Annotated in this window: 28 protein-coding genes and 1 pseudogene; 4 read left to right on the top strand and 25 right to left on the bottom strand. The window is 44.9% G+C overall.

The features are described 5' to 3' along the window. Positions 1-54: 54 nt before the first annotated feature. A pseudogene (locus tag THINI_RS27235) lies at positions 55-1,322 on the top strand (ISAzo13 family transposase). Positions 1,323-1,341: 19 nt separating this feature from the next. Here the strand turns inward: THINI_RS27235 and THINI_RS08340 are convergent. The 5 genes from THINI_RS08340 to THINI_RS08320 form a co-directional block, all read right to left on the bottom strand. Continuing rightward, positions 1,342-1,542, bottom strand: a complete 201-nt coding sequence (locus tag THINI_RS08340) for a hypothetical protein (protein WP_040839297.1) — start codon at positions 1,540-1,542, stop codon at positions 1,342-1,344. Between the two features lie 17 nt (positions 1,543-1,559). Further along, positions 1,560-2,000, bottom strand: a complete 441-nt coding sequence (locus THINI_RS08335; RefSeq protein WP_002708173.1) for a Uma2 family endonuclease — start codon at positions 1,998-2,000, stop codon at positions 1,560-1,562. Between the two features lie 223 nt (positions 2,001-2,223). Continuing rightward, positions 2,224-2,802, bottom strand: a complete 579-nt coding sequence (locus THINI_RS08330; RefSeq protein ID WP_002708172.1) for a sugar transferase — start codon at positions 2,800-2,802, stop codon at positions 2,224-2,226. Positions 2,803-2,880: 78 nt separating this feature from the next. Next, the gene (locus THINI_RS24210; RefSeq protein ID WP_245536596.1) at positions 2,881-3,144 is read right to left on the bottom strand and encodes an LbetaH domain-containing protein; all 264 of its coding nucleotides are present in this window, start codon (positions 3,142-3,144) and stop codon (positions 2,881-2,883) included. Positions 3,145-3,361: 217 nt separating this feature from the next. Then, positions 3,362-3,658 (bottom strand): PglD-related sugar-binding protein, encoded by a 297-nt coding sequence (locus THINI_RS08320; protein WP_050988014.1) that lies wholly within the window; start codon positions 3,656-3,658, stop codon positions 3,362-3,364. A 458-nt stretch (positions 3,659-4,116) separates the two neighbouring features. Here THINI_RS08320 and THINI_RS24205 point away from each other — a divergent pair, with 458 nt between their 5' ends. Next, the gene (locus tag THINI_RS24205) at positions 4,117-4,329 is read left to right on the top strand and encodes a transposase (protein ID WP_081485796.1); all 213 of its coding nucleotides are present in this window, start codon (positions 4,117-4,119) and stop codon (positions 4,327-4,329) included. On the opposite strand, the gene THINI_RS08310 is transcribed toward THINI_RS24205, so the two are convergent. Beyond that, a complete protein-coding gene (locus THINI_RS08310) occupies positions 4,261-4,551 on the bottom strand; it encodes an integrase core domain-containing protein (protein ID WP_040839292.1) in 291 nt (96 codons plus the stop codon). The genes THINI_RS24205 and THINI_RS08310 overlap by 69 nt on opposite strands. A 43-nt stretch (positions 4,552-4,594) precedes the next feature. On the opposite strand from THINI_RS08310, the gene THINI_RS08305 reads away from it, so the two are divergent. Together THINI_RS08305 and THINI_RS08295 are read left to right on the top strand one after the other, a co-directional pair. Continuing rightward, positions 4,595-4,879: a hypothetical protein gene (locus THINI_RS08305; protein WP_154724382.1), complete on the top strand. Its 285-nt coding sequence runs from the start codon at positions 4,595-4,597 to the stop codon at positions 4,877-4,879. A 203-nt stretch (positions 4,880-5,082) separates the two neighbouring features. Beyond that, positions 5,083-6,245, top strand: a protein-coding gene (locus THINI_RS08295; RefSeq protein WP_425358282.1) for an IS3 family transposase whose coding sequence is annotated in 2 segments (ribosomal slippage) — positions 5,083-5,347 and positions 5,347-6,245 — 1,164 coding nt in all. Because the reading frame shifts where the segments join, the coding sequence is not laid out codon by codon here. Here THINI_RS08295 and THINI_RS08290 read toward each other — a convergent pair. The 19 genes from THINI_RS08290 to THINI_RS08200 all read right to left on the bottom strand — a co-directional run bounded on the left by THINI_RS08290 (position 6,235) and on the right by THINI_RS08200 (position 24,439). Beyond that, positions 6,235-6,618: an IS4/Tn5 family transposase DNA-binding protein gene (locus THINI_RS08290; RefSeq protein WP_002708168.1), complete on the bottom strand. Its 384-nt coding sequence runs from the start codon at positions 6,616-6,618 to the stop codon at positions 6,235-6,237. The genes THINI_RS08295 and THINI_RS08290 overlap by 11 nt on opposite strands. Positions 6,619-6,690: 72 nt before the next feature. After that, positions 6,691-7,044 carry a hypothetical protein gene (locus THINI_RS08285; RefSeq protein WP_040839288.1) on the bottom strand — a complete coding sequence of 118 codons (354 nt, stop codon included), beginning with the start codon at positions 7,042-7,044 and terminating at the stop codon, positions 6,691-6,693. A 42-nt stretch (positions 7,045-7,086) separates the two neighbouring features. Continuing rightward, a complete protein-coding gene (locus tag THINI_RS08280) occupies positions 7,087-7,725 on the bottom strand; it encodes a hypothetical protein (protein WP_002708166.1) in 639 nt (212 codons plus the stop codon). Between the two features lie 146 nt (positions 7,726-7,871). Further along, complete coding sequence (locus THINI_RS08275) at positions 7,872-8,909, bottom strand: UDP-glucose 4-epimerase family protein (protein WP_002708165.1); 1,038 nt, start codon at positions 8,907-8,909, stop codon at positions 7,872-7,874. Then, positions 8,906-9,730 carry a glycosyltransferase gene (locus THINI_RS08270; protein WP_002708164.1) on the bottom strand — a complete coding sequence of 275 codons (825 nt, stop codon included), beginning with the start codon at positions 9,728-9,730 and terminating at the stop codon, positions 8,906-8,908. Before THINI_RS08270 ends, THINI_RS08275 begins: the two co-directional genes overlap by 4 nt. Further along, positions 9,727-10,983 (bottom strand): TolB family protein, encoded by a 1,257-nt coding sequence (locus THINI_RS08265; RefSeq protein ID WP_002708163.1) that lies wholly within the window; start codon positions 10,981-10,983, stop codon positions 9,727-9,729. Before THINI_RS08265 ends, THINI_RS08270 begins: the two co-directional genes overlap by 4 nt. After that, positions 10,980-12,068, bottom strand: a complete 1,089-nt coding sequence (locus THINI_RS08260; protein ID WP_002708162.1) for a glycosyltransferase — start codon at positions 12,066-12,068, stop codon at positions 10,980-10,982. The genes THINI_RS08265 and THINI_RS08260 overlap by 4 nt, the downstream gene beginning before the upstream one ends. Beyond that, positions 12,065-13,141 (bottom strand): EpsG family protein, encoded by a 1,077-nt coding sequence (locus THINI_RS27230; RefSeq protein ID WP_002708161.1) that lies wholly within the window; start codon positions 13,139-13,141, stop codon positions 12,065-12,067. Before THINI_RS27230 ends, THINI_RS08260 begins: the two co-directional genes overlap by 4 nt. Beyond that, the gene (locus THINI_RS08250; RefSeq protein ID WP_040839282.1) at positions 13,142-14,644 is read right to left on the bottom strand and encodes an asparagine synthetase B family protein; all 1,503 of its coding nucleotides are present in this window, start codon (positions 14,642-14,644) and stop codon (positions 13,142-13,144) included. Positions 14,645-14,648: 4 nt separating this feature from the next. Beyond that, the gene (locus tag THINI_RS08245; RefSeq protein ID WP_002708159.1) at positions 14,649-16,040 is read right to left on the bottom strand and encodes a surface carbohydrate biosynthesis protein; all 1,392 of its coding nucleotides are present in this window, start codon (positions 16,038-16,040) and stop codon (positions 14,649-14,651) included. Beyond that, a complete protein-coding gene (locus tag THINI_RS08240) occupies positions 16,037-16,804 on the bottom strand; it encodes an oxidoreductase (protein ID WP_002708158.1) in 768 nt (255 codons plus the stop codon). The genes THINI_RS08245 and THINI_RS08240 overlap by 4 nt, the downstream gene beginning before the upstream one ends. After that, complete coding sequence (locus THINI_RS08235; protein ID WP_002708157.1) at positions 16,794-17,498, bottom strand: acylneuraminate cytidylyltransferase family protein; 705 nt, start codon at positions 17,496-17,498, stop codon at positions 16,794-16,796. Before THINI_RS08235 ends, THINI_RS08240 begins: the two co-directional genes overlap by 11 nt. Beyond that, a complete protein-coding gene (locus THINI_RS08230) occupies positions 17,491-18,408 on the bottom strand; it encodes a Gfo/Idh/MocA family protein (RefSeq protein ID WP_002708156.1) in 918 nt (305 codons plus the stop codon). The genes THINI_RS08235 and THINI_RS08230 overlap by 8 nt, the downstream gene beginning before the upstream one ends. A gap of 68 nt (positions 18,409-18,476) precedes the next feature. Beyond that, the gene (locus THINI_RS08225; RefSeq protein WP_002708155.1) at positions 18,477-19,529 is read right to left on the bottom strand and encodes a nucleotidyltransferase family protein; all 1,053 of its coding nucleotides are present in this window, start codon (positions 19,527-19,529) and stop codon (positions 18,477-18,479) included. Between the two features lie 3 nt (positions 19,530-19,532). Further along, a complete protein-coding gene (gene neuC, locus THINI_RS08220) occupies positions 19,533-20,711 on the bottom strand; it encodes a UDP-N-acetylglucosamine 2-epimerase (protein WP_002708154.1) in 1,179 nt (392 codons plus the stop codon). Beyond that, positions 20,708-21,709, bottom strand: coding sequence for an N-acetylneuraminate synthase (gene neuB / locus THINI_RS08215; protein ID WP_002708153.1), 1,002 nt, complete (start codon positions 21,707-21,709; stop codon positions 20,708-20,710). Before neuB ends, neuC begins: the two co-directional genes overlap by 4 nt. After that, positions 21,706-22,284 carry an acetyltransferase gene (locus THINI_RS08210; RefSeq protein WP_002708152.1) on the bottom strand — a complete coding sequence of 193 codons (579 nt, stop codon included), beginning with the start codon at positions 22,282-22,284 and terminating at the stop codon, positions 21,706-21,708. Before THINI_RS08210 ends, neuB begins: the two co-directional genes overlap by 4 nt. A 5-nt stretch (positions 22,285-22,289) precedes the next feature. Next, the gene (locus tag THINI_RS08205) at positions 22,290-23,432 is read right to left on the bottom strand and encodes a LegC family aminotransferase (protein WP_002708151.1); all 1,143 of its coding nucleotides are present in this window, start codon (positions 23,430-23,432) and stop codon (positions 22,290-22,292) included. 8 nt (positions 23,433-23,440) lie between these two features. Then, on the bottom strand, positions 23,441-24,439 hold the full coding sequence (locus tag THINI_RS08200; protein ID WP_002708150.1) for an NAD-dependent 4,6-dehydratase LegB: 999 nt from the start codon (positions 24,437-24,439) through the stop codon (positions 23,441-23,443). Positions 24,440-24,442: the final 3 nt, after the last annotated feature.

The following is a 24,442-nucleotide window of genomic DNA, read 5'->3' as shown; positions in this document are numbered from 1 at the left end:
CCACATTAATGTAGAGGGCGGTGTAAGGGGATTTCCCTGAAAGATTCCCCCGCAATGGCTACACTTGTCTTATCGACAAGCGGAGTCCCTATCCCCATGCCCCCCGAACCCCAAACAGCTAACCCGATCCTGAGTGAATCCCAGATAGCCGACCTGAAACTGGCGGCCTCGAAAATGTCTGGCAGCACCCGCCGTGCGTTCCAGGCGGACATGAGCCGGAAATATTGTGCAGGCAACGCCCGCCAGACTGAAAGGTGTTTTGGCTGGGGTCGGGAGGGGGTGCAGTTGGGTTTGGAGGAACAGCGCAGCGGCATGGTTTGCGTGGGTGCGCAGGCGGCGTATTGTGGCCAGAAGCGCTGGGAGGAAACCCAGCCGGAAGCGGCAGCCGCCTTGCTGGCGCTGGCGGAAGCACATAGCCAGCAAGACCCGACATTCCGCAGCAGCATCGCCTACACCCGCCTGACGGCGGCGGAAGCCATCCGGCAGTTACAGGCCATGGGTTTCAGCGGTGGACAAGTGCCCGCCCCCAGCACCATGGCGCGGATACTCAACCGGAATGGCTACCGCCTGCGCAAGGTGGAGAAAGCCAAGCCGCAAAAAAAATTCCAGAAACCGACGCCATCTTCGCCAATATCCAGGCCAACGATGGGCAGTTTGCCGATGGGGCGGTCAAACGCCTGAGCATGGACTGCAAGGCGACCGTCAACATCGGTGACTACTCACGGGGCGGGAAAACACGGGGTGACAATAAAGCCGCTGACCATGAGATGGGCTGCAAAGAGAAATACATCCCTTTTGGCGTACTGGATGAGGACAGTGGGCAGGTTTACCTGACCTTCGGCAGTTCCAGCAAAACCAGTGACTTCATCGTGGATTCCCTGTGCCGGGTATGGGAACAGATGCCTTCTGCTGACAAGGACGCCTGCCAGTGCATCCAGATCAAAGCGGACAATGGCCCGGAAAGCAGCGGGATCAGGACGCAATTCCTCAAGCGCATGGTGGAATTCGCCAACCATACCGGTAAGACAGTCCACCTGCTGTACTACCCGCCTTACCACAGCAAGTACAACCCGATTGAACGCTGCTGGGGGATTCTGGAACAACACTGGAACGGCACCCAGCTCAAGGATGCCGAAACCCTGCTGGAATGGGCAAAAACCATGACCTGGAAAGGCATCAACCCCATGGTCGAATTCAGTCGCAAGGTTTATGAGAAGGGTGTGACCCTCAGCAAAAAAGCTATGGAGGCTGTTGAGGCGAGGCTGGAAAGAAATGCTGCTTTACCAAAATGGGACATTCTGATTCGCCCTGTTTTTGGGTAATGTCTTTGAGGTAAATCACCTAATTACCCGATTGGTTAAGTACGTCTGCCATCGCCAGCAGGGTGGTGGTTTTGCCGGTCTGGCGGGGGACGTGCAGGACGAAGAATTTTTTCGCATCGATGAGCGCGTGGACTTCTTCCCAATCGAGTCGGGTCATGGGGTCGATGCAGTAGTGATCTTCTGGGTGAACGGGGCCGGTGGTGTTGAAGTGTCTGGGCATGTGTCTGGATCATCCACCTACGCTTGTAAAAAGCCGTACAAATCATCCACGCTGATGGTCAGGTCAACGGACTCCAGCAGCAGGTTTTCGGTGCGGTCTTTTCGAGCGGTGCTTTCCGATAATACTTCAATGATCAGGCAGGGTGAAGTGTTGTAATAGGCGTCGCTTTCTTCTTCACAACTGACCTGAATGTCGGGGTAGTAAAAGCGGACATCATCCTGGTGCCGGATGCCGACCTTCATGTCTGACTGGAAGACTTCACAATGGCTTTTTTTTAGATGGCTATGGAGCGTTGCTGCGAGGTTCATTGCTACACGGTTATGCCCCCGGCTTGCTCCTGCCATGGCATAGACATACCCGTTGACGTATTCATGCCGGATACCACCGGGATTGTCATTTTCATCCAGCAGGTATTGTTCTGGTGAAACAGGGGGATGTTTGGATAATGCTTGCGCCATGTGTATCAACTGCTTGTGTTTGCCATGATTTGAGGGTAGCAAGGCAGGGGACTGGCTGCAAATGTGTTTTGGTTGCCAACATCAGCAAATGCGACAACTATCCTGACATAGGGGGAGGGAGTATAGCATGGGGCAGGTGGGGGAGTGTGGCGGAAGTTTTTCTGGTCGCGCAACGCGCCAGAGGGAGGGGAGAGGGCAACCGTTGGCTGCCCTCGTGGGTAGATTAATGGGTCACGCCTTCGCTGCGCATGACCTTGAGCGCCGTCAGCCAGATAATTTTGAGGTCAAACCAGAAGGATTGGCGCAGCAGGTATTCGGCGTCCAACGCCACTTTTTGCGGAATAGGGAGTTCATCACGCCCGTTGATTTGCGCCCAGCCAGTGAGGCCGGGGAGGATGCGGTGAACTTCACGTTCGGTACGCAGGGCGATGAGGTCATCCTGGTTGAACAGGGCGGGGCGGGGGCCGACGAAACTCATGTCACCTTTCAGGATGCTCCACAACTGGGGGAGTTCGTCAAGGCTGGTCTTGCGCAGGAAACCGCCAATAGGCGTTAGCCAACGGGCCGGGTCTTGCAGCAAATGGGTGGCGACGGCGGGAGTGTCGGTGCGCATGGTGCGGAACTTGGGCATCCTGAAGATGCGGTTGTTTTCACCCACGCGCTCGGACCAGTACAGGATCGGGCCGGGAGAGGTAAGGCGCACCAGCAAGGCCACCAATAACCCTGGCAATAACAGCACAGTGGCGGCGATGAATGCCAGTGTAATATCGGACTGGCGTTTGAAGGTTGTACGCAGACTCATGATGCTTCCCCTGTTTTAAGCCCAACAACAATATAGTGTTTTTATATAAGTTGGGTTAATTAATGTCTGTGATCGGTATCACAGGGGCGGGGGGAAGATGCCGTGGTCAGGCAGGTCGCGAGAGACAATCGCGCCCGCCGCGATGGTGACGTGGTTGCCGATACTTACATAAGGCAGGATGACGACGCCGGCGCCAACGTGGCATTGCGTCCCAACGCGCCCGCCGCCGCCGATAACGGCGCACTGGGCGATATGGCAAAAGTCGCCGATGAAGGCGTCATGTTCCACCACTGCGTTATGGTTGATGATACAGCCCGCGCCGACGGTGGCGTCCGGCCCCACGACCGCGCCCGCCGCGATTAGGCTGCCGGCTCCGACCGTGGCGGTGGACTAAACGACCACCTACTAAAGTAGGTGGGTTTGGCGCGGGTCGCAGAGGACTGAAAGTCCACCCGTTTCGCTCCCCGCGCTTAAGAACCGCTTCGACAAAGATTGTGCAAACTTGCAACAGCCTTAAAAAGCGACCTGAGCTAAAGCTGACCGGCTAAAGCCGGTGGTTTTAACCTTGGGTATGGAAATAAACCGTGGCGCGGCCATGGATGGCGGTTGCCGCGGTCACTCCCAGGCATTCCCATGCCGTTTGCAGGTCGTGGCGCGCCTGGTTGTTGCCGATCGCGACATGGATGACGCGGGGGAAGATGTCCCGCGCTTCCGCAGGGCTGAGGACAGGCAAGCCGCACACGCGGCGATCAGCTTGGTCATCAATGAAGGCGGTGATGATTTTGCCTTGGCTGGCGAAGGCATGGAACACCACCTTGCCGTGACCGCCAGCGCCGTAGAGGTAAAGCTCAGGCATTATTGAGGAGCAGCTCGGCTTGAATGATTGTCAAGACCCATGTGATCATAGACCCGCTTATTGAATCACTTCGGGTTTTATTCCCCGCCCCTTGGGGCGATTCTTCAAACAGCGTCGCAAGGCGCTGTTGAACGTAGCGATCCACGAAGTGTGTGAGCGAAGTGAAGTGATACCCCGCTTTCGAGTGAAACGAGAAAGTCGACCGAGGGGAGAGGGCTTGCCCCATACGCGCCAACTTAATCGATAACTTCATGTTAAAGCTTGAAAAAGCGAGATGTGGCAACAACATCAAGTGCTTTTACCGACCAAAGTGAAAGTCCCGATGAAGTTGCCACCTGTACTGGATACCCGTTTTGAACAAGGCTCATTATGTGTTTCGGGGTCTTGCCACCTGAACCTTGAAAGCGCTGGTAGAATCCCCAACTGATAAGCATCCGACAAGCCAGTGAGGGAGCCATATGGGCAGTTTGATTAGCCTAGCCAGCCTGACCAGTGATGAAGCTTGCTACCAGCAAGTGCGTGTGTTGCGCTGGCCTGACGGTACGGTGTGCCCACATTGCGGTTCACGGGACTGTTCTGGTCAAGTAAAACCGGACACCTTGTTAAGCGGATTTAGCCAATTGTCCTGTCTCAAATTCAATCGGAGTTTTGTCCCCAATGGTTGTATGTAGCCGCCGTGAGTTGTAGTACGCGATGTAGTCACGTACATCCCGGATAGCGGCGTCCCGTGTCACATAGTGATTCCCTGTCAGCCATTCACGTTTGAGGCTGCCGAAGAAACGTTCGGTGGGGGCATTATCCCAGCAGTTGCCTTTGCGGCTCATGGAGCAAACCATGTGGTTTTGCCTAAGCAACTGCTGGTATTCCTTGGGGCGTGACCGGAAGTGATGCATAGTCTACTCTCTGTTGGAATTTCCTATGAGAAGAGAACGCAGCATGTCAGGCAAACCAATGATCCTGGCCCAACGCATTGCCCGCCACCCCGCCCTCCAAGAACGGATCGAAGCGATCCTGAACATCGTGGAGTCCAGAGGGGATGACCTGAAGCTCGCCGATGAAGCCGAACGCCAGATCATCGAAACCCTGCGCCAACTGGGGCATGACGCCCTGTCAGGCTGGGCGGAACAACGCGCGGAAACTGCCGTCGAACAAGGCAGGCAGGAGCCGGGTTGGCGGCCTATGGGTCAAAAAAACTCTACTGGCAAAGCACCTACGGGTTGATTGAAGTCAACGAGCGGCTATTCCGCCAGGGTTCCCGTCGGCAACGGCCTTTTTCAGCCTCAGCGGCCGTTTGCTGCCGGGGCGTGTCCGGCCCGTTGCAACGGGTGGTCACGGATTTTGGCGCAGACCATTCCTGATTCGGCCCAGCACCTCCGGACACAGCAAGAAGTGAGTACACTACGTACTTGACCTTGAGGTGAACGATGAAAACTGCAAAAACCGACAAAAAGCCCTATACCCGCCACAGCGCCAGCTACAAGGCTGAAGCCCTGAAACTGGCAGAGCGGCTTGGTGTACCTGAAGCAGCGCGGCAATTGGGCTTGCGCGAACCGCAACTGTACCAATGGCGCAGCCAGCAACAGCACCAACAGACGGTCAGCCAACGTGAACAGGAACTGTCAACCGAAAACGCCCGCTTGCGCCGTGAACTGGCAGTAGCACAGGAAGAGGTGTCCATCCTAAAAAAAGCCAGCGCGTACTTTGCGAAACAGCTCAAGTGAAGTACGCCTTTATCCGGGAGCACCGCACCCAATTCAGGCTGAAAACCCTCTGCCACCTGTTGGCGGTGTCCCGCAGCGGTTACTACGAATGGCTGGTTCAAGTGGAGCGCAAGCAACGCCGCCAGCAACAAAAAGCTGAGTTTGATCAGGAGGTTGCCCGCTTGTTTACCAAACACAAAAGCCGTTCCGGCGCACGCCGGTTGCAACGTATATTGGTCAAACAAGGCCATGCCTGTAACCGCAAGACCGTTGCTGCCAGCCTGCGCCGCCAAGGGCTGGTTGCCAAGGCTGCCCGTAAGTTCAAGGCCACCACCAACAGTAACCACAACCTGCCGGTATTTGATAACCTGCTGGGGCAAGACTTCACCGCCACAGCACCCAACCAAAAGTGGGTGGGTGACATCACCTACCTGGGGACAGACGAAGGCTGGCCCTATCTCGCCGTTGTGATTGACCTGTTTTCACGCCAGGTGATTGGCTGGGCTATGGGTGAGCGCATGGCCGCTGATTTGGTGTGTGATGCCCTGCAAATGGCCATTTTCAAGCGCAAACGCCCCAAAGGCGTGGTTGTGCATTCTGACCGTGGCAGCCAATACTGTTCACATGCCTACCGGGATTTGTTACAAAAGTATCAACTGCTTGGCAGCATGAGTGCCAAAGGGAACTGTTATGACAATGCCTGTGCTGAAAGCTTCTTCCATTCCCTGAAAGTGGAGGCCATCCAGGGTGAACGCTTTGCCACCCGTGAACATATGAAGCAAACCGTGTTTGAATATATCGAAACGGACTACAACCGCAACCGCCTGCACAGTACACTTGGCTATCTCAGCCCGGTGGACTTTGAGGCTAAAGCCCTCACTTCTTGAGATGTCCGGAATTGCTGGGCCAGATCAGGTACATCCCGCGTTGCCTGTCGTAGGATAACCGGCCCAGACCTTCGGTTTCCTGCCCGTTGAAGTCCAGTTCAGTGGTGTCCTGGATGCACAGGATTATCTTCGAGTCCTGTTGACGGATTCGGCACTCGGTCGCCTCAAAGTGTGAGGCCATCAATGCTTCATGGCTAACCGCCTCATTCCAGAAGAAACGGTAGGTTGCCAAGGTGCTTGACCTGATCCGGCAAGCCTTGGGGATGCTGGATTGCGGGGCGTGCAACATGGCGTTGAGGATCGTGGCGGCGCGGACTTCGAGACGATTGTCTCCCAAGTCAAGATCGTTAAGTTCGGTGGATGACCAGTTCATCGGCAAAAATGGCTCAGTTTACAGTAGCTTGGTGACTTGTGTATAAGGAGATGCCCTGAAGGTAGTGGTTGTTTAAAATATGGTGTCAATTCTGTCGGCTACGCAGTAGTTGTCAATCTTGTTGGCATTATTAATATAAACTGTGACCTGTTTATTTAATGATGCGGCTAATAGTGCGCTAGCAAAATGGCGATTGCCATCACCGGCAGGAGTTTTAACTGCTTTGCAATCTAAAGAGACCCAGCCACTATTAGGGCAACTGTTACCGATTGATACATCGAGTAGCGCCATACAGCCTCCATATTTCTTTGAATCTGATAGCACTCTAACGATTTTTCCTGTTTTTGTAAATATTGCTGCATTAGCTTGGCTGGTCGCCATTACTAAGATGGCAGTGAGTAATAGTGTGAAGAGTTTAGGTTTCATGTCGGTTTCCTGAATTTGCGTGGTTGGTAAATATTTCGAGGTTTATTCCTCGCGTTGTCCGGTTTCTCGTTGGCGATATTGTGCTTCGAGTTCCGCGACTTCGGGAGTGATGGCAGCGTCTGGTGAGAAGTCAATTTCATCAGGTGAATAAAGTGGAGTCTCCCCCGCTCGGTATTGTCTTTCGAGTTCGGCGGTTTCTGGTGTAACCGGGGCATTAGGCGTGGTGTCGATGTCATCAATTGTGAGTATTGGTATTTCACCTGTGCGGTATTGCCTTTCAAGCTCTGCGACCTCTGGTGTGACAGCCGCATCGGGGGAGAAATCAACTTCATCGGATGCGCTTATTGGCAGTTTGCCTTCGCGGTATTGCTGTTCTAATGCTAAGACTTCGGCTGATACTACGTTAAAGTCATGATTGATTGAGGTTTCCGCTGCATTGGTTGGTGCTATGGTATCGCTCTTAGCGGGGATGCTTGAAATTATACTTTCTGGAATCATTGCCGTGTTGCTTTGATCTGTGGGCGAGGGTGGTGATTCCAGAGATGTGGATACATCGGGTAATTGATTTAGGGCTGCGTCGGTTGGTGCGGAATCCCACAGCTTAGGCGATGCAAACAGGTAGTAGCTGCAAACTGTGCTAACGACGAGCGCTATGGCTAAGAAACGTTTGTTACGCAGCATTTCCTCTATACCCCTTTGTGTTAATCAATAAATAATGCTGATCGTATCAGTAAACAGCATTGAAATAGCATTTATATTAATTAGTTATATTTATATAACTTACCCTTGGTGGTTTCTGTGATGGGTGTCACATGGATTGTATTTATTTATGATTGCTTATTACGTTGGGTATTGGTGAGATAGGCTTGGGCAGTCTGACGCAGGGCTGCATCGACGCTGACGGGGGGAGACCAGCCGAGCAGGTCGTGGGTTTTACTGATGTCGACTTGCAGGTTGCCGCAGAGGCGTTGGGCGATGGCGCGTTTGCCCACCAGGGTTAGGGCGGTTTCCAGCCAGCTTTGGGGGATGGGGAGTAAGCGGGCGGGTTTGCCCAAGGCGCGGCTGAGGCGTTGCAAGAGTTCGGTGGTGGAAAGGTCTTCGCCGTCAGAGACGAGGAAGGTTTGGTTGGCGGCGGCAGGGTGGTCGATGGAGGTGGTGATTAAGTCGATGAGGTTGGGCAGGGCGACTAGGCTGCGTTGGTTATGGATGTTGCCTAGGGGGAGGGGGATGCCTTTGTGTAGCCAGTGCATCATATTGTGGAAGTTGGCTTTTACGCCTGCGCCGTAGACTAGGGGGGGGCGGATAATGACGACTTCTAAGCCGGTTTGTTGGGCGATTTCACGTAAGCCTTGTTCGGCTTCTTGTTTGGATTGTCCGTAGGGGTCTACTTCGGCTTCGCTCAGTGACCGAGTTCGCGCCCTGAGCGAAGTCGAAGGGCAATTCACAGCGTGGTGGCTGAGCGTAGTCGAAGCCACGAAAGGTTGCCCCGGTGCGGTGGTTTCGCCGTTGACTTTAATGGAGCTTAGGTAGATGAGGCGGCGTACTCCGGCTGCGGCGGCTTGTTGGGCGAGGTTGAGGGTGGCGGCGGTGTTGGTGCGGCGGAATTCGGTTAAGGGGGCGGTGGCGGTGTCGTGCATGACGTGGACACGGGCGGCGAGGTGGATGATGGTATCCACATTATTGAGGGCGGGTGTCCAGTTGGTGTCGGGGAGTAGGTTGCCTATGGGGGCTTGTTGGATATTGGAGGGGAGGCTATCGGTGACGCGGCGTACTGCTGCGGTGAGGGTGTGACCTTGTTGGTGTAGGTGTTGGATGAGGGCAGAGCCGACGAAGCCGGTAGCACCAGTGATTAAGAGTTTGTTCAAGAATATTCCTTTTGCCTTGGATCAAATTTTTTTAAAATTGGATAGATTATATGTTGTATTTTATGGGGTAGTATTGCTCTTAGGATAGGAATATAACAAGCAATGCCTTGCCATAATGGTTGTTTGAGTGACTTGACACCGTTATATCCAATATTTCCTTGTTCAATACAAGTTTTAAGGTTTTGGCGTTTATGTGTCTGTGTTGTAAAACGGTATAACAATAAGGATTCTGGAATATTGGCAAATTTCGCGCCAGCTTGTGCACATCGAAACCATAGCTCATAATCCTGACGACGTTTCAGTTTCGTATTGTATCCTCCCAGTGCTGTGATTTTATCCTTTTTAAAAAGGATAGTGGGATGTATGAAGGGACAGGTAAATAAGTTTTTGTGGATCTGGTCATGGTTGACTGTGGTTTTTCTTGTATTTCCATGTGCTCCATGCTCATCTATCTCTATCGCAAATGATCCAACAATATCTACATCAGGATTCTTTTTTATAAAGTCTATTTGTTTTTCAAATCGTATGGGTAAAGCGATATCGTCTGTATCCATTCGAGCTATTAAGTTATATGAGCAGTTTTTCAAGCCTGTATTTAAAGCCATGGCTAAACCTACATTCTTTGGAATGCGGACAGATATAATATTTAACTCGTTTCGATATTGTTTAATTATTTCAGACAGATCCGTAGTAATCAGTCCATCTTCAACCAAAATGACTTCGTTTGCTTGAAGTGTTTGTTTTGCTAGACTATTTAGGCATTCCTCTAAATAGCGAGCATTTTCTTTAGCATAGACAGACATTAAGACTGAAAAATTCAATAGTCTATCCCCATTGCATAAAGTTGACGTTTGCCTGAAAAAACTGAATCAAAGTAAACAGTTTTGCCATCAGGGCTAAATCGAGGATGTAGGTCGCAACGTGTCTCACCATTAAATTCAAAGCCATGAAAAAATTCGCCTAATTTTTTTACTTCGCTTGTTTTCCAATTCGCTAATAATAAGTGTTGCATACGTGCTTTGTCTGGATAAGTATCTGTAACGAACCAGTCACCGTGTACATGGGGATGACCGTCTCCATAACTTTCTAAGTAAGGGAAGTGTGTGAAAGTTTTTGTTGTTATATCAAGTAGCCAGTAAGCATCTTTATTCTCTGGACCTCTCATATAAGCAAGGATTATTTTGTCATCAGCCCAGAAGCAGTGGCTTACCATACCGTAGTCTGAGAGTAGTTTTAGTACACCTGTTTTTGAATCTGCTAACATGAGTCGGTCAACGCGGCGTTTTCCAAGAAGATAACGATGTAAGAAAATGAATTGTGTCCCATCTGGGGAAATCATTACATGGTTAAATTTATGGGTAGCGTTTTCAAATTCAGGGTGTGGATTGACCTTACAGGCATCAGCCAAAGAGATAAGTAATTTAGCTTCACCTGTGGCATATTCAATACGCCAGAGTCCATCGTTTTGTAGATCAGATAGTTGTTCTTTTTCCAAAGAAGGTAAATTTCGATAACCATAATCAGGTCGTAAAGCCATTAAACGTCGGTAATTTAATGAAATAAAATAGTCTGTTTTAAAGGAATCTTGAACAGGGTGATCAAAGGTTTTGACTTGTTGCTGAGTGGCAAGTGAATAAACACGAGCTACATAAGAATTTTTTGAGTGGTTAAAATCATTGAAGATAAAAAGATCATTAGATAACCAATGCGCACGACAACCTTGTTGCCAGTTATAAGCACAGATGGGTATATGAAGTAGAGGCTTTTTTTGTTTATCAAAAACTACTAATTCAATCCCTTTCTGAGCAGAAGGCTTTTTATGGGTTGAGTTGGCGAAAATCTGAGCTAAAATAACGCCTTTACTACTTTCAGGTGCTTTATCGTAATAGCCGAAAAAGCTACTTTGTTGGTTTGGTGTGTAAGCTACCGGATCAGCAATTGATTGATGCTTGAAAGATTTTTTGTATATCAAGTACATCAAGTGAGAGTAACTAAATTTGGAAAATTTTTTTGCTGCCGGAAAGTATCCAAGAAGCCTTGCAATACCGCGTTCTAAGACGTTATAACTACTCACTTCATCTCCCATATGCTGTTATAAAATTCCTGATAATTTATAGACATACGCTTTGCTGAAAAAACATCATTAGCAAGTCTCTTTGCATCCAATCGTGCAGTATCATCGAAGTCTTTAGTTGCACTTGCCATAGTCTCAGCTAAAGATGTTGAGCCTGCTTTTAGGCTGAATATTTTACAAGATTTTGAGGATTCATAAGCGATTTCCTGATGTGATTCAATATCTGATAAAATAACTGGAAGACCAGCCGCTAATGCTTCAAGCACAGTATTAGGTAAACCCTCTGATAAAGAAGAAGAGACAAAGTAATCAGCACCTGCAAGGTAGTCAGGAACATTATTAACATTACCAACGAGATGAACATCTTTGATAGCAGTTGCACTTAATTGATTCATCAATGGACCATCACCCAAGATAATAAGAGTGCCTTTATCTTTTTTAGATAAATCAGCAAAGGACTTGATTAATAAGTGCATGTTTTTACGTGGAATCAAGCTGCCTACTGAAATAAAGATAGGTCGAGGTAAATCATTAAATAAAGAAACTTTTGATGGATCACCTATCGAGGTTTGTACTCCATTTTGTATCGCTATTCCTTGAATACCTACAGTTGATAATTTTTTCTGTATGGTTTTAGAGCAAGTAACTAAGTACTTACAATGCTTCATGGTCGAAAAATGTTGTCTAATCATTAGTGCACCTTTTAAGCGACCAAATTTGCTTGGATAGTCATCAGGAGGAAAGTTACGTGAAGTCATCACCCAAGGAGCATTGAGGCGGAGTGAAGCCAACAGACTATCAGCGCGTATTCCTTGCGTATGAATCAAATCCGGTTGAATTACCTTGATTAGGTTGTAGAGATACTCTTTAGCAAAGAGCATACCTGAGAATCGAGATAAGTTAAGTGTATGTAGTTGGACACCTATATTTTTGTAGTCTTTCCATCTGCTATCCGTTGGCTCTGGAGAAAGAGTTATGAGATGAGGGGTAAACTGGCTTCGATCAAGATACTTTATTAGATTAAAGAGTTGATTAGTTGGACCAGAGTTTTTAAGTGTACTAGTAATGTAAAGAATTTTTTTCAAAAATATATTCCTAACATCTGTTGCGTAGATGAGTAACTATAAACAAAGTAGCCATATATTAATGTTGAAATGAAGCTTATAAATAGCCTATAACTTATTCTTAAAGAGCTTTTAGAGCGAAAAATTACAATAGTAAACAATAATGGCATTAATGCACTGGCGTAATATAGGAAGCGAGAGGCTAAGAGTAATACAGGAAGTGTAAAAAACGTAAAAATGACTAAAAGCCAATAAATTTTAAACAAGAAACTATATTTTTTAATGCTGAACAAGTTATTTTTTTTCCCTAAATAGAAAAATAAAATAAGAGAGATATATAGTATGAAGATTTTTGCATAAACTAGTGCGTTCTCATAACTTTTTTCGGAAAAGGTATCTATTTTTGAGAAAAAATTACTAAGATTTGGTAGTATGTAATAAGCTGGAGCTATCACAAGTGGGGTTATTAAAATATAAAAGTAAGACCTGTTATTTATTTTTATAAATGATTGTGTGAAAATAAATAATATAAAAATTATTGCCGAATAGTGTGAAAAGAAAGAAAGTGCCATGGCTAAATATGAGTTTATATACGACTTTCTTAAGAAAAAACCCAATGCCAAAAACAACAATGATAGAGCCAAGCCTTGTCTGATAACATTAGTATATAATAAAATAAAAGTTGATGTTAATAAAAATAATGATATGCCTAGAAGGTACTCATGGCTTTCTCTAAAAATAAGTCTGAATGATATTAAAGTTAAAAGAAAAAGCAGAAAGGATTGAATAAGAAGAAATCTTTCTGCTTCTACATTAAAATAATTTCCAATAAATTGAGTAAAAGAAAAAAAATAGTTACCATGATAAGCGTTAAAAATTTGCCTAAAACTATCACTATTATTATACATTATTATATAATTATAAGCATCATTTGGTGCTAGAGGGTCTCTAGCTAATAGAAGAGTAGACCCTAGTAGAAGTATAAAGTAAATCCCTATTTTGTAATACTTATGTAATTTTTTTACTTTTGTGCTAAAACCTATTAGTGCAACAAAGCTAACAAATAAGTATAGGTGCAGTGTAGTAAGATTCATCTAGCTCTCAATATTTATAGTGAAATTATTGTTATACCATCCTGATAAAAGGTAGATTCTATACAAAAATCGCCCTGATGCTATAGAACTCCAACCTTGTCCATTCATGTTGTGCTTCAGACGCTTTAGCACTTTCTCTAGTCCTACTTGATTCCAAAGTTTACAAGAAAAAATTTCCTGGAAAAGTTCATCATTGTTTTGTAGTACAATGCTACGTGAATCGTATTTGAATCCCATTTTACCTAATGCATCAGAATCTAAGCCGATACGCTCCTTTAAAATTTTGCGGAGAATAAGTTTGTTTTTAAGAGTTTTACGGTCAAATAAATATTCTTCCGGCATATTGGCGAAGTATTCAGCAATGATTTGATTGGCAAAAGGTAATACCATGTTTGAAGAGATAGAATCAGCAAAGTTCCTGACTTTTCTAATATGCAATTCAGAAGCAGTTACTGGCGTTAATATACTAGTTTTAAAATCAAATAAATCCAAATCTTTACGTAGTTGACTTTCTTGTTTCCAATACGGATAAACACTCACTGTATCAGGCATTAATTTTTTTGCATCAGCAAGACTTAGACCACTCATGCCACACCATTCTGCTGGGGTGCGAATCACTAGAGATAGTACACTCTCTGACTGTACTAGGTGACGAATAAAGCTGGCGTAATGTGTCCACTTCGATAGTGGAATGACTTTTAAGTCTCGAACACTCGGTGGTATCGTCATATAGCTATCGTTGCCACCTCCATCAATAATATTTGCACCTTTAAGCTCTGGGAGTTGATGTGTATAAATAGGATAAGCTAGTGTCACATTATCAGTACAAGGGAAAGGTGTCTGGATTAAATATTCTTTAATCGCGAGTTTGTGATTGATTTGTAGTTGATCGACTTCATATAACACTTGATGTTTAAAGCCAAGTTGCTTAGCAATTTTTTTACTAATTTCACTTTCGTCAGCTTTGCCTTTGGATTTGTGGGTAATAAGAGTCACCTTATTTTGCCAGCCTGCTTCAGCTAATGCTAATGCAATCGTATTACTATCTTTTCCTGCACTGTGGAATAAAAAACTTGGTTTTGATTGATCTATGCGACTGATTGTTGCTTCTGCCAACATTTGCAGGATTAAGTTTTCATCCGGCTGCATTTCATCGGCTTGTAAACGGTTGGCGTTTAAAAACGGAAATGCGTGGCTAAATTGAATGTCGACTTTGCCATTGATCGTGGATACCTTCGCCTTGTCGCCAATGCCGAGAAGGTAAATATCCTGATAAGCGGTTTTCGGCGGTGGCACCACTCCGCTTTGCAATAAAAACGACAGGCCTTCTGTGCTGACCTTTAACGGCTTCGGCACGCACGCATCGTTTAATAACTCGGTAATCGAGGTGGAATACAACAAGGTCGATTGATCTTGCGGCCAATAAAGATACAGCGGAAACTCGCCCGCTAAATCGGATTCAAGCACCATGCCTGGTTGGTTGGAGAGGTATTGGTTAATCATAGAGTTAATCATAGGTAATAACAAAGGAATAAGAATTTATTTTTTTTATATTGTATTTTTCATAATTACCAAGGATTTCATCAAGACCACATAGATAATTAATTTGTTCTTTCACATTTTCTAGTTTAATTTTTGGAAAAACTTTCTGGCTTTTAGATCTAGCCTGATAAAAGTTTTGAACCTTTTTCGCTGTGCTTGTTGGCAACAGTTTTAGCAAAGAGGGATATTTTCTAACAAAAAAGTAGACTACATCGGCAATAAATCGCTTAACACTTTGTTTTTCAATACTTGGTTTCAATATTTCAACTTTTTCTAAATCAAAAGAATCGATTATCTTTCCAAACGAAATGGACGCAGATTTATCTTTCCAGTTTTCTATAAACAATTTCCCCAAGTGATCGACATCCTCCAAGTACCATTCAGACTTGTTAAGTAAATATTTCTTTAAAGAACTTGCATCCATGAAATTTCTTGAAAATCTATTCGCTGTAGCTATATATGCTGATTTTAAATTTTCAGGCCTTAATCCAAAAACATACTTACCTAAAACCCTTGCTTCAATTGCTGTAGAACAACCATCGTGTACTACACAGTCATGCGTAATAATTTGCTGTATCAAATCCGAATTACCATCAACGTGTATATTATTGTATTTACTCGCGAACTCTTTATAAACTTCGCCATTTTCAGCAGGATGTGGCCTTATGACGACAGCAAAACGCTCATCATCACCTAATAAGTTAAATAACTTACAAAATTCATTAAAAATAACTTTATCTGATTCAACAAGTTGTCTAAATAAAAATTCATCTTCTTTTGACTTAACAAAACTAAGTTTTTTTAAATTATCTATGTCACTTTGGAGAGTGGGGTTTAAACTATTAACATATGTAAATCGTGTATTGACTAAAACTTTTATAACATCCCTTCCCCCAATCTTCTGATCTATAGATCTATTTTTAACGCTTTTATAAAAATCAAACTTAGGTGATCCTGTTATAAACTTGTTATTAAAATTTTGGGAAATTTTTCCGATTGTTTTTGATTGATTTTCTCCCCAAAGAAAAATAGCATCGAGTTCATCCAATAATTTTTTTGAACCTCTAGAACGGTTATAAATTTCATCAGATTTATATATCATACCCTCCTCATCAAACGCTGTAACAAAGTATCCATTAGACTTTATTTTCAATAACCTTTCTTCACTCCATACACCATGATCTTTATTAAGGTAAACACCTTTTCCGATTGTCGCCTGTGCATAATTCTCAACTTTTCCAAGATAAATTTGAAAATTAAAGTTTTTGGCCAAGTACATAGCAAGATATAGCTTGGGTACTATCTCCCTTTTATACAATTCTATATGGAACAATGCTAATGGCTTCTTTAAAGTCACAAACTAAACCCATCATCTACAACAATATTCTGTCCATTGACGTATTTGCTTTGCTCTGAAAGCAAGTAAACCAATGAACCCACAATATCTTTAGGATTAAGCATGCCTTTGTTTAAGCATTCATCCCGATAGTTTTTAAGAAACGATTCCGGCTGACCATCTAAAATACCGCCGAGCGCTAAGGTATTCACGCGGACATTTTTATCTTTTAAGTAGACGGTCATATACTGGGTTAGATGATTTAAACCCGACTTAATAACCGCATATTCCACTGGCACGGTCATTTTTGTGCCTTCGTAGATGTGAAAGCGCGGTGCGACTAAGCCATATATAGACGAAATATTGATAATATTGCCATGCCCTTGCTCAACAAAGAATTTCGCAAAGTGTTTTGAGACATTAAAGTATCCTCCTAAATGCAACCCTACGTTTTCATTAAAGTCTTCATACTCGACATCAAAAAAATGACGACCATAATTTTTATTTCTTGGGTAGGCGTTATTCACTAATGCATCGATTCGCCCATATTTTTGATGCAAGGCTTGTATTTGTTGGGTAATGGATTCTTTATTGGTAATATCCAATTCGATCACATCAATATTATATTGCAAGCTTTCTGGCAAACTTGCTTTAGCTTGGTGACTTCTTTCTATACTGATATCTGCAATTATCGCGACACCGCCATTCTGTGCAATCGCTTCAACAAAAGCTTTACCTATCAGGCCTGCTCCGCCGGTTACCACTACAATTTGATTATTTAGCATCTTTCTTTCTCATTAAAAATTCGACAAATTCAAAATCCACTTCGGCATCTATATCGATTGAGCGTTCTTCGGGCATAACATATAACCCCGTTGTTTCTGAAAATAAACTTGGCTGATTTAACAGTGCATCTCTTGTCCAGATATAAATTGAGGCATTCATGTCATAACTCTTAGGCGCATCTTGTCGGCGCACAACGGTTCCGTCTAGTTTCTTAGACAGCGCCACCCGCCCATTTGCATCCACCTCAATTAAATTGAAATATGGGCTTCTACGGCTGGGCATTGCGGTGATTAAATTGCTGTTGTTATTCGCCTTGAATTGCTTAAACGACACTACAATATCGATCACATCACGCAATGGTGAAGTAGCATCTAAATCCACGTGATAAGCGTAAGTTTTATTGTAATGCACTTCGCTTTTTAACAAGGCATCGCGAATCACGTCCAATTTCCCTACGGTATCCGAAGACAATTCCGGCGAACGGCGAAAAAACACCTCTGCGCCGCATTGTGTTGCCACATTCGCAATATCATCCGAATCAGTGCTCACCACCACATGATCAAATAACTCACTTTGCAATGCCTGCTCAATGGTATAAGCAAGCAAGGGTTTACCGTTGAGCAGTTTAATGTTTTTATTTTTTACGCCTTTTGAGCCACCTCGAGCACAAATAGTGCAAAGCACATCACTCATTGTTTTGTTCCTGTATCGTATTAATCGTTTGCATAATGCTTAACCCTTGACCTAGGGTGCAGACAAAATTCTTTTGCTCATTGAACAGAATTTCGTGATGCATTGCTTGAAACATATCGTTTCTTTGCAGCCTTTGAAATGCAAACACGTCTTTTTCACCATTCACGTGGGTTTGAATCAGTTCATTTTTAATCAAGTCGGCTTCGAGCGTAAACGTATTAGTATTGATGCGAATTAAACGATGCGCAGATGGACTAAAGTAATCCATTACTAAATTGATAATGGCTTTTTGATCTGTTTTCCCGACTAATGAAACAAGATCATCGCTGTCGATCTCCAAGTCTGACACCTTGGCCTGGTAGCTTTTAACCTCCTGCAAACTCCCTACCAACCAGGCGGCATAATCTAGCTCATGGCTTAAATCGAGTAACACCCCACCGCCTTCAGCTTTTTTCGCGCTGTATGAATCCCGATAATCAATATTCGTTCGCCAGCTTGGAAGGTATGAACCGCAGGCAATATTAGCCGTTAAAACTTCCTGACCATCGAGTAAGCTTTTCATTTTTTGCAAAATCGGGTGAAAACGTAAAACATAACCTATATAAATCTGGTTATTCATTGGTGGCAAATCGTAATGTTTTTCAAACAAAGGTTTTTCACAAAATATTTTTTTGCCACTTACCTGCTCATTCAACCAACAAAGTTGCTCATAGTGTTTTTTAGTTTCAGATGCAATTAAGAAATAATCATACGATTGAATATTCCCGACATTTTCAAGGGCGCTAAACGTGACGCGATCAGCCAAGGTTTGTTTAGTGACGATGTGCGTTTCATTAATCTTTGCAAATGAAGACAAGACCTCATCGTGGCGTCGTCCTATTGAGCCATAACCAATTAAAAGCACTTTCATCCAAACACCTGACGGTATAGTCGGTTAGCTTGTTCGTATTGGTACATGCGTCCAATGTCTAACTAATTTCATGGATTTGCATTGAGTCGCACGGCAGCTAAATCATCCGGTCTACCCACATCTAGCCAAGGCTCATGCATCGGGTAAGCAACCGTCCGTTTTATTTGAGCTTGCAAACGTTCAAACAGCGTTGGCATATCACAACGGTTATCCGCAGTTAAAACATCCAATGCTGCCGGATCAAGTGCATAAACGCCTGCATTGATATGGCTACGGGCGGTGGGTTTTTCTTCAAAACCAACAATATTCACCCCTTGCATTTGCACAACACCAAAGGGGTGCTGCCATTCATGCACCCGTACCGCCATAGTAGCAGCCGCAGCGTGTCGGATGTGAAAATCAAGAAGTTCACCATAACGGATGTCAGTCATTACATCGCCATTAGTCACCACAAAGGGCGCATCAGGCACGGGATTAAGCAAGCTCAATGCCCCAGCCGTCCCTAACGGTGCTTCCTCTCGCAGATAGTTAATCTGTACCCCTAAGCGCTCGCCATTACCAAAGTAATCTTCAATCATGTGACCAAGGTAGTGAATGGCAAGCACGAACTGGTTAAATCCTTCTTGTTTGGCGCGCTCAATAATGTGTTCCAGCATGGGCTTACCTGCCACTGGCAATAATGGTTTAGGGCAGTTTTCAGTATGAGGGCGTAGACGTGTCCCCATACCACCCGCCATAATGACCATAAGATTCGGGCGTGCTGGTGGCGAGGTCATTTCATCCCAAAGGTATAAGCCAATAACATGACGCTCTTCATCAAGTACAGGAATTTGGTGGATCTTATTCGCTACCATGAGCTGCATCACCATTTCACGGCTAAAATCAGGTGGCACAACCAGTGCATTGCGATGCGTGACACTGAGAATAGGGCTATCCATGTTTAAGCCTTTCAGTAACCCGCGTCGTATATCACCATCAGATACTGTACCTTCCAGAATTCCCGCCTCATTGCACACTAAGATAATTTTAATGGCAACTTGATCTAGATTGCGGATGGCTTCGCCAATGGTTGCATCAGTCTTGAGAATAGCTTGTTGCCACAATTGTTCGGATGAGTTCATGAATTAATGTGCCGTAATATTGTTTGTTGGTAAATCGTGAAATTTTTTCTTAAGAATTTCGTTGATTTTATAATGTTTCAAAGTATCTATAATTTTGATAGTAGCCCCACCCTCACCGTAAGGGTTAATGACATGGCAAAGCTTTTCTTGAAATTCAATAGAGTAAAGTTGCCCTAAAGCTGCTCTGATACTCGCAAGATTAGGTTCACAGTTGATGATACTGTCAGCTTGAAGTCTGCCGCGTTGACGATCTCCAATGTTAATTGTCCCTTTCTTAAAGCTAGGGACTTCAGCTAAACCACTAGATGAATTACCTACCACTCCATCTATATGAGCTATACAAGATAAATAACGTAGTTGTCCTAGAGATGTGTAAGCACGGGCATTGCTATGTTTAGTCGCGAACTGCTCGACCATCTTTATAAGGGTGCGTCCATCAGTATCAGCATTGGGGAGTGTGAAAATAAGTTGTGTATCTTCCAATTCTTCTAAGGCTAACAGCAGTGCCTGCATTTGATCAGCCGCCGTAGCCGTTTCCAGCGTGACAGGGTGGAATGTGATCAACAGGTTTTTAGTGCCTAGTTTGAAATCCAGTGATTGCTCAATTTCGGCTTTATTCAGTAATGACAGGCGTTTGATGTTATCAATACCCAGCCCACCGACCAAAAACACACGTTCAGGCTGCTCACCCAGTTGAATGACCCGTTGGCGGTATGCCTCGGCTGCTACGAAATGCAAATGCGACATTTTAGTGATGGAATGCCGTAATGCTTCATCAAATGCACCTTCAGTCGTTTCACCACCATGCAAATGTGCAACTGGAATACGGGCTACTAATGCTGCCGATACTGCGGCAAAAATTTCAAAACGATCTCCTAAGACCACAATAATATCCGGTTGTAATTGCGCTAAAGCATCGGCGAAGCCGATCATGCCTAACCCCATGGATTTGGCAATCCCGACGGAAGTATCTGAGCTGGTTAGCATCTCAACTTTGCGGTCAATTTGAAAACCGTCTTGTTCTATTGCTTGGTAAGTAAGACCAAATTCCGGTGACAAGTGCATACCTGTAGCAATGATTTGCAGGGTTAGTTCAGAGTCATCTTTGATACCCTGCATAACCCAACGCAGCAAGCCATATTCAGCACGAGTGCCAGTAATGATACAAATCTTACGGCTCATAGTTCAATTAACTCATCTGCGACAAAAGCACGGTTTGCTGTTTTACCTAACACTTCATGCCAACGCATAGGCGAAACACCTGTACCTGGGCGTTTAGTGGTTAGATTTTCAAGGGTAAATACCTTACCCGCTTGAATATCTTGCTTGGCAACAATGGATTTACGAGCAATAGGTTTGTTTTTAGCCTCATTCGGGGAGGCGCGTTTTATCCCATCCCCCAAGGCAATCTCTATATTGCGGATGGCAACGACCATTGCTTTAAGTTCGTCAGGCTCTAAACTCGCTTTATGGTCAGGCCCCGGCAGATTGCGATCTAAGGTGAAATGTTTTTCGATGACACTTGCCCCCAGAGCAACCGCAGCAGTAGGCACTTCAATGCCGGGGGTGTGATCCGAATAACCAACGGGGAATTTAAAGGCTTGTGCCATAGTCTGCATGGCTCTTAAATTAACATCTATCATTTGGGTAGGATAATCCGTTGTTGCGTGCAGTACGGTGATTTTATGCTGTTCCGTACCAGCCTCCAGCAATACCTGAATGGCCGCTTCAACTTCCCCCAAATTTGCCATGCCAGTGGAGAGGATAATCTCTTTATTGAACGACCCAATCAGGCTGAGGTAAGGGTAGTTGGTAATCTCACCCGAAGGTATCTTGAAGCGTTTCACACCAAGTTCAGCCAAGAATTGAATACTGTGCAAGTCAAATGGTGTAGACATGAACTCGATATTTTTCCGATCACAGTATTCAAACAAGGCATGATGACCGGCTTCACTCAGCTCAAGACGTGTCAACATATCAAACTGGCTTTCTTCTTTCTGGGTATTGGTTGTTTGATAATCGGCTTGCCGCGCTGTTTTGGTAACTAAGGTACTTGCCTTGAATGTTTGAAACTTGACAGCATCTGCGCCACAAAGGTTGGCAACATCAACCAACTGTTTGGCTAAGTCTAGCGAGCCGTTATGGTTGACTCCAACCTCGGCAATAATAAAAACACTCACTGCGTCAAACTTCCTGCTTTGATAAAAGAATCTGTCGGGATATCGATGTATTGTTTTGTGGTGGCTGAACTGCCGATGAAGCTACGTTCCCCCACATTCACGCCACCATTTACCACAGCATTGGTGGATATATGGCAATGGTTGCCCACTTGTGCATCATGTTCTACCAAGGCTTTGGTGTTGATAATGCAATTATCACCTATCTCGGCATCAGCATTAACAATCACATGGTGCATGATAATTGTGCCCGCTCCAACCTTGGCATGTTTTGAAACATAGCTCAAAGGTGAAACAATGACGGGGAGTTGATAACCCAGTTTTCTCAACAGTTCGTAAAGTTTTACTCTAGGGGTGACATTTCTTAGATGACCTACGGTAATCAAAGCATAGTCAAAATTTTGCTTCAAAGCGGGTAATTCACCGTCTGTGCCAATCACTGAGTAGCCCAACACGGCTTCAGATGCAGAATCTGGCTTGTCAATAATGCCTGCAATCTCGTATAAGTCTTGTTGCTCAATCACATCAATACAAGACTTGCAATGTCCACCGGCACCGATTAGCAGAAGTTTTTTCATAAACGCTATTGGCTTTTTATGCTGCTAGGCAAATTGACTACCCGTTGAGCCAACCATTCAGCATTCGGTATATCGCCTTTCAATGCATGGCGGTACATGGGTAAATGGTTCATCAGTTGCCAAATGGGGCGACTCATAACACCTGCATCATTGGTGGCTTTTAACAATTCATCCCGTTGTTGTTGGTTTTCGCAGATCACTGCATTCAACCAGTAATTACTGCGGCAATGTTCTGGCTCGACCACAACTTGCAGTGAGGAATGAGCCAATAAATCTGTATAGGCTTTAGCCAAAGCACGTTTCTCAGCAACGAAAGCTTCCAACTGTTCCAGTTGGGCACAGCCGAGTGCGGCATTCAGATTCGGCAAACGGTAGTTATAACCCAACTCATCATGCACAAACTCATAAGGGTGTGGCTGTTTTGCTGTCGTGGTGATGTGTTTTGCGTGTTGACCCAAAGCTTCATTCGTCAGAATTATCCCGCCGCCACCTGTGGTAATGATTTTGTTGCCGTTGAAACTGAGTATGCCTAACAAGCCAAATGCGCCAGTATGTTTGCCCTTGTACAGGCTACCTAGTGACTCCGCTGCATCTTCAACTAATGCAATATGCCACTTCTCACAAACCTGCATGATGCCTTCAAGATCAGCAGGATGCCCAAAGGTGTGCATGGGCAAACACGCCCGAATGATGCGTTGGCTATCACGATGGCGACAGATACCTTGGTCATCAATAGCAGCGTATTCTTCCAACCATGCCTGCATTGCTTGTGGAGATAAACTCAGTGTATGCCTATCTACATCAACGAAAACGGGTTCAGCACCACAATAGGCAATCGCATTACAAGTGGCAACAAAGGTAAGTGGCTGGGTAATAACCAAGTCACCGTTTTCCACGCCCACGAGTTTTAAAGCAATGTGTAATGCAGCAGTGCCATTGACAGTAGCAATGGCTTTGGGGCTATGGGTGTAGGCGGCAACCTCTTGTTCAAAACGGTCTACGAATGCCCCAACGCTGGAAACAAAGGTTGAATCAATAGTTTCTAAGACATAGTTCCTTTCCTGCCCATTGAATATTGGGGCGTGGAGCGGGATAAATGCTGTGGTTTGGTAGTGATCCCGCACAAATTCAATTAACTGTTGATACATTGCTATGCTCAAACGTTATAGATGGTGGCTTTGTACTTTGCCAGATTGGTAGGTCGGGTACACCAATCAATAGTTTTTTGTAAACCGGCACGAATATCATACTGTGGCTCAAAGCCTGTCAATTCGCGGATCAAGCGATTTTCACCCCAAAGCCGGAAGACTTCTGATTTACCGGGGCGTAGACGTTGTTCATCAGTAATGAATTCCACATCGCTGTGCATTAACTCACGGATAATGTTTAGGGTATCCGCCATAGAGATTTCATAGTTAGAGGCAATATTAACGGTCTTGCCAATCGCCTTATCACAACGTGCCAACGCTAAGAAACCTCTGCAAGTATCTTCCACATAATTGAAGTCACGGGTTGGGGATAAGTCGCCCAATTTTATCTGTTTCTGTCCTGTCGCTATCTGACTAATAATGGTCGGAATAATTGCTCTAGCTGACTGGCGGGGCCCATAAGTATTGAATGGTCTAGCGATAGTTACAGGCAGCTCAAAAGCATTGTAAAAACTCATTGCCATCATATCAGCACCAATCTTGGAGGCACTGTAGGGTGACTGCGGCTGTAAGGGATGGGATTCATCAATAGGAACATATTGCGCCGTACCATAAACCTCACTGGTTGAGGTATGGATAATTCGTTTTACCCCATTTTCCAATGCAGCTTGGCAGATGTTAAGCGTGCCTTTGACATTGGTATCCACATAACTATCTGGAGCAACGTAAGAGTAGGGGATAGCAATTAATGCAGCCAGATGAAAGATAATATCAACATCTTTGGTAATGTGTTTGCAGTAATGTGGATCACGAACATCACCCGTTAAGACTTCTATTTTATTTAGGCAGTCTACATCTTCCAACCAGCCCCAGTTGTTGAAGGAGTTGTATTGCGATAACGCCTTGACTTGATAGCCTTCGCGCACGAGCAGTTCGGTTAGGTGTGAGCCGATGAAGCCGTCGGCTCCCGTGATAAGAACAGTTGAAATTTCGTTGTTGTTTATCATGAC

It is taken from the genome of Thiothrix nivea DSM 5205 (assembly GCF_000260135.1).
In the GTDB taxonomy this organism is placed as follows: domain Bacteria; phylum Pseudomonadota; class Gammaproteobacteria; order Thiotrichales; family Thiotrichaceae; genus Thiothrix; species Thiothrix nivea.
The sequence above is the reverse complement of the archived record's forward strand: the minus strand, read 5'-3'. Positions and strand labels throughout refer to the sequence as shown.

Coding starts and splice junctions, on each gene's coding strand:
- THINI_RS08340 (WP_040839297.1), bottom strand. CDS start 1,542: ATGCCCAGACACTTCAACACCACCGGCCCCGTTCACCCAGAAGATCAC.
- THINI_RS08335 (WP_002708173.1), bottom strand. CDS start 2,000: ATGGCGCAAGCATTATCCAAACATCCCCCTGTTTCACCAGAACAATAC.
- THINI_RS08330 (WP_002708172.1), bottom strand. CDS start 2,802: ATGAGTCTGCGTACAACCTTCAAACGCCAGTCCGATATTACACTGGCA.
- THINI_RS08320 (WP_050988014.1), bottom strand. CDS start 3,658: ATGCCTGAGCTTTACCTCTACGGCGCTGGCGGTCACGGCAAGGTGGTG.
- THINI_RS24205 (WP_081485796.1), top strand. CDS start 4,117: ATGGGCAGTTTGATTAGCCTAGCCAGCCTGACCAGTGATGAAGCTTGC.
- THINI_RS08310 (WP_040839292.1), bottom strand. CDS start 4,551: ATGCATCACTTCCGGTCACGCCCCAAGGAATACCAGCAGTTGCTTAGG.
- THINI_RS08305 (WP_154724382.1), top strand. CDS start 4,595: ATGTCAGGCAAACCAATGATCCTGGCCCAACGCATTGCCCGCCACCCC.
- THINI_RS08290 (WP_002708168.1), bottom strand. CDS start 6,618: ATGAACTGGTCATCCACCGAACTTAACGATCTTGACTTGGGAGACAAT.
- THINI_RS08285 (WP_040839288.1), bottom strand. CDS start 7,044: ATGAAACCTAAACTCTTCACACTATTACTCACTGCCATCTTAGTAATG.
- THINI_RS08280 (WP_002708166.1), bottom strand. CDS start 7,725: ATGCTGCGTAACAAACGTTTCTTAGCCATAGCGCTCGTCGTTAGCACA.
- THINI_RS27230 (WP_002708161.1), bottom strand. CDS start 13,141: ATGAATCTTACTACACTGCACCTATACTTATTTGTTAGCTTTGTTGCA.
- THINI_RS08250 (WP_040839282.1), bottom strand. CDS start 14,644: ATGATTAACCAATACCTCTCCAACCAACCAGGCATGGTGCTTGAATCC.
- THINI_RS08240 (WP_002708158.1), bottom strand. CDS start 16,804: ATGCTAAATAATCAAATTGTAGTGGTAACCGGCGGAGCAGGCCTGATA.
- THINI_RS08235 (WP_002708157.1), bottom strand. CDS start 17,498: ATGAGTGATGTGCTTTGCACTATTTGTGCTCGAGGTGGCTCAAAAGGC.
- THINI_RS08230 (WP_002708156.1), bottom strand. CDS start 18,408: ATGAAAGTGCTTTTAATTGGTTATGGCTCAATAGGACGACGCCACGAT.
- THINI_RS08225 (WP_002708155.1), bottom strand. CDS start 19,529: ATGAACTCATCCGAACAATTGTGGCAACAAGCTATTCTCAAGACTGAT.
- neuC (WP_002708154.1), bottom strand. CDS start 20,711: ATGAGCCGTAAGATTTGTATCATTACTGGCACTCGTGCTGAATATGGC.
- THINI_RS08210 (WP_002708152.1), bottom strand. CDS start 22,284: ATGAAAAAACTTCTGCTAATCGGTGCCGGTGGACATTGCAAGTCTTGT.
- THINI_RS08205 (WP_002708151.1), bottom strand. CDS start 23,432: ATGTATCAACAGTTAATTGAATTTGTGCGGGATCACTACCAAACCACA.
- THINI_RS08200 (WP_002708150.1), bottom strand. CDS start 24,439: ATGATAAACAACAACGAAATTTCAACTGTTCTTATCACGGGAGCCGAC.